Source organism: Streptomyces zinciresistens K42 (assembly GCF_000225525.1).
In the GTDB taxonomy this organism is placed as follows: Bacteria; Actinomycetota; Actinomycetes; order Streptomycetales; family Streptomycetaceae; genus Streptomyces; species Streptomyces zinciresistens.
Window position 1 is genome coordinate 1 of record NZ_AGBF01000309.1, and the last position, 5166, is coordinate 5166.

Consider the following 5166-nt stretch of genomic DNA (forward strand, 5'->3'; position numbering starts at 1 on the left):
GACACCCCCACCGGCGACTTGGCGAACACCGGTTCGAGTTCCGTCCTGCCCCTCGCGGGCGCGGCGGCCGCGGCCGTGGGCATCGGCGCGGGCACCCTGCTGGTGCTGCGCCGACGCCGCACGGCGCGCGGATAGCGGACCCGCCGCGCGGGCCGGGTTCAGGGCGACTCGGCCCGCGCGGGGCTGCCGTCGTCGAGGAAGCCCTCGTCGAGGAAGCCCCCGGACTGGTGCTGCCACAGCCGGGCGTACGCCCCGTCCAGGGCGAGCAGTTCGTCGTGCGAGCCCTGCTCGACGATCCGGCCGCGGTCCAGGACGATCAGCCGGTCCATGCCCGCCACGGTGCTCAGCCGGTGCGCCACCACGAGCGCCGTCCGCCCCTCCATGAGCCGCCACAGCGCCTCCTGGACGAGGATCTCGCTCTCGGAGTCCAGGGCGCTGGTCGCCTCGTCGAGCAGCAGCACCGGCGCGTCCCGCAGGATCGCCCGTGCCAGGGCGACCCGCTGGCGCTGACCGCCGGACAGCTTGATCCCGCGCTCGCCCACCATGGTGTCGAAGCCGTGCGGCAGGCCGTCGGCGAACTCGCTCACGTGCGCCGCCCCGGCCGCGCGGCGGATCTCGGCGTCGGTGGCGCCCGGCCGGGCGAAGGCGATGTTGTCCCGCAGCGTGCGGTGGAACATCGCCGGGTCCTGGGGCACGTAGGCCATCAGCCCGCGCAGGTCCGCCTGGCGCATCCGGCTGATGTCCTGCCCGCCGAGCAGGATGCGTCCGCCGTCGACGTCCGTCATCCGCAGCAGCAGCCGGGTCAGGGTCGTCTTGCCGCCGCCGGAGCGGCCCACGAGGCCGACCCGTGCCCCCTCGGGCACGTCCAGGTCCAGGCCCTCGAACAGCGGACGGCCGCCCGCGTGGGCGAAGTCGACGTTCTCGAAGCGGACGTCGGCCCGGCCGGCCGGCGCCGGCTCGGGCACGGGCGGGTCGAGCACCGTCGGCGGTGTCAGCAGCAGCTCGGTGAACTGCGCGGCCTCCGTCATCGAGCTCTCCAGCCGCCGGTAGATCTGGTTGAACTCGAACATGATCCGGGTGGCGTTGCTGTAGTAGGTGAACGCGACCACGGTCGCCTCCACCCCGTACGAGCCCCCGCCGAGGGTGACCGCGAGCAGCAGCCCCAGCGCGTTGGTCAGCACCGACATCGGCGCGACCAGGGTGTCGATGCGCAGATTGCCGTAGTCCCACGACCGCAGGGTCAGCCGGCGGGAGGCGGCGACGCGTGAGCGGTGCTCGGCGGCCTCGCGCTCCTCCGCGGCGAACGCCCGCACCGTGTCCATGTTCATCAGGCTGTCGGCGACATGCCCCGACACCCGGGCGATGGCCTCCTCCCGCAGGTCGACCAGCGCCTGCCGGCGCCGGATCAGGGGTACCACGCAGACCGCCGTGACCGTGATCATCACCAGCAGCCCGACGACGAGCAGCGGTTCGTAGCGCCACAGCACCACCGCGCCGAACGCCAGCGGTACGAAGCTGCCGACGACCTGGAACGTCAGCGTGTCGACGAACTGCTCGAAGCGGGAGGCGAAGCTGAGGACGCGCTTGGTCAGCGCTCCGGCGAAGTTGTCGTGGAAGAACGCCGTGTCCTTGGCGAACAGTTCGTCCATCCCGATCACGTACAGGTGCTCGATGCCGAGGGCGTCGAGCCGGTTCATGCAGTGCAGCGCCACGCGCCACAGCGCCTCCGCGAGCAGCAGCACGCCCACGAAGCCGGCGACGTACGGCAGCGCCGAGGCCACGGTGAGGCCGGCGCCCGAGGCGAGATCGCCGACGAGCTTGGCGACGATCAGCGGCGCGACGTAGTTGATGCCGATGTTCCCCGCCGCCGACAGCAGCATGGCGGGCAGCGTCAGCCACTTCAGGCGGGCCAACTCGCTTCCGTAGTGACGAAGTGCGAGCAGCACCGAGCGCCTGCCCGGCAGGACCCTGCGCGATTGCGGCGTACCCATACCACCCCTGTGGAGATCATGCGGCGGTCCACCGGGCGCCCTCAGGGCAGGGGACAGCACCGCGACGATTACGTGGAGTTACGGCGTGAGTACGGCAGTGTCCCGTGACGACGGCCCTGACGTCCAAGCATTTTCCGCGCAGCGAGGGCGAGTTGGGAGTATCCGGTCGACGGTGGAACTCGACTTCCCGCTACCCTGAGTAACATGATCAACTCGTCCCCCGGGTGCCCCACCGGACCGCCGCGGCGCAGGCCGGGGCACCGCCCCGTTCGCCCTCAGCCCGTTCGCCGTCACACCCGAGGACCCCGAGGACATCGATGTCGAGTTCAGGTGACGCTCTGCACCAGGCGCGTGCCGACCACGAGCAGCACAAGCGGACCTGCCGGCAGTGCCATGCCGACTCGGCGCCGTGCCAGGTCGCCAAACACCTGCTGCGCAGGTACAACAACGCGCGAAGAAGCGGCGCGCGCGACGGCCTGCCGGGCCGGTAGGGGCCCCGGCCCCCGGCCCCGCCCCGGGTGCGCGCACTCAGGGCCGGGCGGGGCCCGGGGCGACCCGGCACGGCATGACGGCACGTCAGGAGGTCACGTCAGGACGGTCTCCCAGGTGGCGACGGCGTAGTGCACCTCCAGCCCGTGGCGGGCGTACAGGGCGGGCGCCCCGGTGTCGTTGGCGGTGTCGACACCCAGGCCCACGGTGGCCCGCCCGCGCGCGGCGAACGCGGCGAAGGCGGTGCGCAGCAGCAGTCCGGCCAGCCCCTGCCCGCGTGCCTCGCGCAGCACACCGAGGCGCGGGATCCAGCCCATCGCCTCACGGTCGTCGCGGGCCATCAGGAACCCGGCGTCGCCCAGCTCGCCGGTGGAGGCGATCCACACCAGCGACCAGTCGAGCACCTCGGCGTCGACGTCGTTCAGCCACTGCTCACAGGGGCGCGGCCGGAAGTCGAAGTGCCCGGCGAACGCGGCCTGGTGCAGGGCGTGCACCCGTGCGCGGTCCGCCTCGTCGGTGCACGGCCGCAGCCGCACCCCGGGCGGGACCTCCGGCGCGGCGTCCGCGGCGGCGTCCAGCGGCCGTTGCAGCACGTGATAGCGGCGCACGACGCGCCAGCCGCGCCGCTCGATGAGCGAAGTGTCCAGCGTGGGGCGGGTGTTGAGATGCAGATGCACCACGGCCCGGTGTGCGCCGTTCTCCCGGGCCCTCGCCGGGGCGCGGCGCTCCATCGCGTCGAACAGGAGCTGCCCGGCGTCCTGGTGGCCGGGCAGCACATAGTGGTCGACGTCGACGCGCTCGCCCCCGGACTCGTCCCACAGCAGTCCGTACGCCACCAGCCGGTCGCCGTCGAAGGCGAGCCACGAGTCGCTCTGCAGCCGCACGTCGGGCCGCGTCAGGTCGGTCTCGACGGTGTGCAGATCCGTCTCGGGCCGGCCGATCTCGATCCGGTCGATGTCGTTGAGCAGGTCGGTCACGGCGGGAGCGTCGGCGGGACGGGCGGGACGAAGGGCGTAGGGCATGGCCCAAGGGTCGGTGGTGGGGCGGGGCGGCCGCAACGCGTTTTCCCGGCCGCCCCGCCACCCGGCGAGGCTCAGCAGTCGGGCACTCCGGCGATCTTCTCGCCGCCCTGGATGTAGAGGTTGCTCACCCAGCCGACGTCACTGCCGCCGAACAGCATCACCGCGGTCCACCAGCTGTTGGAGCCGACGGCCGGGTCGTTGACGAACTGGCCCTGTTTCTGGCACACCGCGTCCAGCCACGTCGTCGAGAGCACTCCCAGCCGCGGCGAGGCGGACGTGGGCTCGCTGCGCACGTTCACGTCCGTCGCCCAGACGTACACATCGGTCAGGTTCGGGTCGCCGCCGGTCGGCGCGGCCTCGGCGGTGGTCGCGAGCGTGCCGAGCGCGAGCGCGGCGACGGCCAGAGCGGTGGCGCCCCGGCGCAGTACGTTCTTCATGTCGTCCCCCAATGGGTGAAGTCGGTCGATGGGCCGATGAGTTGACCGGTCGATGAGCCGGCGGGCCGATCGGTCGACGGGTCGGTCGGTCGACGGGCCGATCGGTCGACGGGTCGGTCGGCCGGTGGTCAGCAGGTCGCGCCGGCGGGCAGGCCGCCGTACTCGTCGCCCTTGAGGTAGACCGCGCTCACGTAGCCCTCAAGGAGCTTGACCCACACGTTGTTGGTGTAGCCGTGGTCCGAGATGCTCTGGCCGCGCGTCCAGCAGTACGCGCCGCGCGGCTGGCCGGCCGGCAGGCTGCCGACCAGGTCCGACGAACTCGTCGGCTGGGAGCGGATGTTGACGGCCTCGTACGCCTCGACGGCGTACGGTGCCGCCATGACGCGCGCGGCGCCCGCCTCAAGGGAGGACGCGGCGGCGGCCGTTCCCGCGGTGAGCGGTCCGAGGAGCGCGAGCGCCCCGGCTCCGACGAGCGCGGCCCTGGTCAGGACACGAGTGGACACGACAGGTTCCCCCTGTTCCGGTTCGGTCACCGCGGCGCGGCGGCCGGCGCCGAGAACTGTAGGGAGGCACGGGCCCGCGGGGACCCTGAGAGATGTCAGGGACCGGCGCCGCGCGGCCGGCCCTACCGTGGGCCTCGACCCGCGGCGCACCGGCCGGACGAGGGCCGGCACCGCGGAGCGCGACCGACACCCGCGAACCACCGAGGGGGACCTCCATGCTCCGCCGATCGCTCCGGACCCTGCTGACCGCCGCAGGAGCCGCCATCGCCCTGCTGACGCTCTCGCCCGCCACCGCCCAGGCCCAGGCGTTCAGCGGCGGCAACTACGGCCTCTACAGCTGGGAGGGCCAGTACCCCACCGTCGGCGGCTGCGCGGGTACCTTCCGGCAGGTCGGGCCGACCCGGACCGCCGGGGCCATGTCGCTGAAGTACTTCTACTCGGACAGGTGCGGTTCCTTCGCCCGCATCGAGAACTCCCGCGCCAACTGCGCCGCGGTGCTGGAGCGTTCGAACAACGGGGTGGGACGCGCGGACGGCTGGGTCTCGGAGACCGTCGACCCCGGCATCAACTACGCATACACCATGATCGGCGTCAACCTCGACGGCCGTGTCTCGCGGGCCCTGCTGACCTGCGACGGCAACGTCTTGACGTGGACCGACTGGTACTGACGGCCCCGCGCCGCAGCCCGTACGGCGCCGCCGTCCCGGGCTCCGGCCGCCGGACC

Annotated in this window: 7 protein-coding genes; 3 read left to right on the forward strand and 4 right to left on the reverse strand. The window is 72.8% G+C overall.

Features of this window, described 5'->3' with window-relative positions:
* The first annotated feature begins 18 nt into the window (after nt 1–18).
* Nucleotides 19–135 carry an LPXTG cell wall anchor domain-containing protein gene (locus SZN_RS39450; RefSeq protein WP_078509079.1) on the forward strand — a complete coding sequence of 39 codons (117 nt, stop codon included), beginning with the start codon at nt 19–21 and terminating at the stop codon, nt 133–135.
* A gap of 23 nt (nt 136–158) precedes the next feature.
* On the opposite strand, the gene SZN_RS35190 is transcribed toward SZN_RS39450, so the two are convergent.
* Nucleotides 159–1991 (reverse strand): ABC transporter ATP-binding protein, encoded by a 1833-nt coding sequence (locus SZN_RS35190; protein WP_078509078.1) that lies wholly within the window; start codon nt 1989–1991, stop codon nt 159–161.
* Nucleotides 1992–2308: 317 nt separating this feature from the next.
* Here SZN_RS35190 and SZN_RS41750 point away from each other — a divergent pair, with 317 nt between their 5' ends.
* Nucleotides 2309–2482: a hypothetical protein gene (locus SZN_RS41750; protein ID WP_167546347.1), complete on the forward strand. Its 174-nt coding sequence runs from the start codon at nt 2309–2311 to the stop codon at nt 2480–2482.
* 93 nt (nt 2483–2575) lie between these two features.
* Here SZN_RS41750 and SZN_RS35195 read toward each other — a convergent pair whose 3' ends face one another.
* From SZN_RS35195 to SZN_RS35205, 3 genes are all read right to left on the reverse strand, one after another.
* Nucleotides 2576–3502, reverse strand: a complete 927-nt coding sequence (locus tag SZN_RS35195; RefSeq protein ID WP_043734816.1) for a GNAT family N-acetyltransferase — start codon at nt 3500–3502, stop codon at nt 2576–2578.
* Between the two features lie 71 nt (nt 3503–3573).
* A complete protein-coding gene (locus SZN_RS35200) occupies nt 3574–3939 on the reverse strand; it encodes a hypothetical protein (RefSeq protein ID WP_007504828.1) in 366 nt (121 codons plus the stop codon).
* 128 nt (nt 3940–4067) lie between these two features.
* A complete protein-coding gene (locus SZN_RS35205) occupies nt 4068–4442 on the reverse strand; it encodes an SH3 domain-containing protein (protein WP_007504830.1) in 375 nt (124 codons plus the stop codon).
* A 215-nt stretch (nt 4443–4657) separates the two neighbouring features.
* On the opposite strand from SZN_RS35205, the gene SZN_RS35210 reads away from it, so the two are divergent.
* The gene (locus SZN_RS35210; protein WP_007504832.1) at nt 4658–5110 is read left to right on the forward strand and encodes a hypothetical protein; all 453 of its coding nucleotides are present in this window, start codon (nt 4658–4660) and stop codon (nt 5108–5110) included.
* Nucleotides 5111–5166: the final 56 nt, after the last annotated feature.

Excerpts from the sequence above, each read along its gene's own strand:
- SZN_RS35190 (WP_078509078.1), bottom strand. The coding sequence starts at position 1,991 with ATGGGTACGCCGCAATCGCGCAGGGTCCTGCCGGGCAGGCGCTCGGTG.
- SZN_RS41750 (WP_167546347.1), top strand. The coding sequence starts at position 2,309 with ATGTCGAGTTCAGGTGACGCTCTGCACCAGGCGCGTGCCGACCACGAG.
- SZN_RS35195 (WP_043734816.1), bottom strand. The coding sequence starts at position 3,502 with ATGCCCTACGCCCTTCGTCCCGCCCGTCCCGCCGACGCTCCCGCCGTG.
- SZN_RS35200 (WP_007504828.1), bottom strand. The coding sequence starts at position 3,939 with ATGAAGAACGTACTGCGCCGGGGCGCCACCGCTCTGGCCGTCGCCGCG.
- SZN_RS35210 (WP_007504832.1), top strand. The coding sequence starts at position 4,658 with ATGCTCCGCCGATCGCTCCGGACCCTGCTGACCGCCGCAGGAGCCGCC.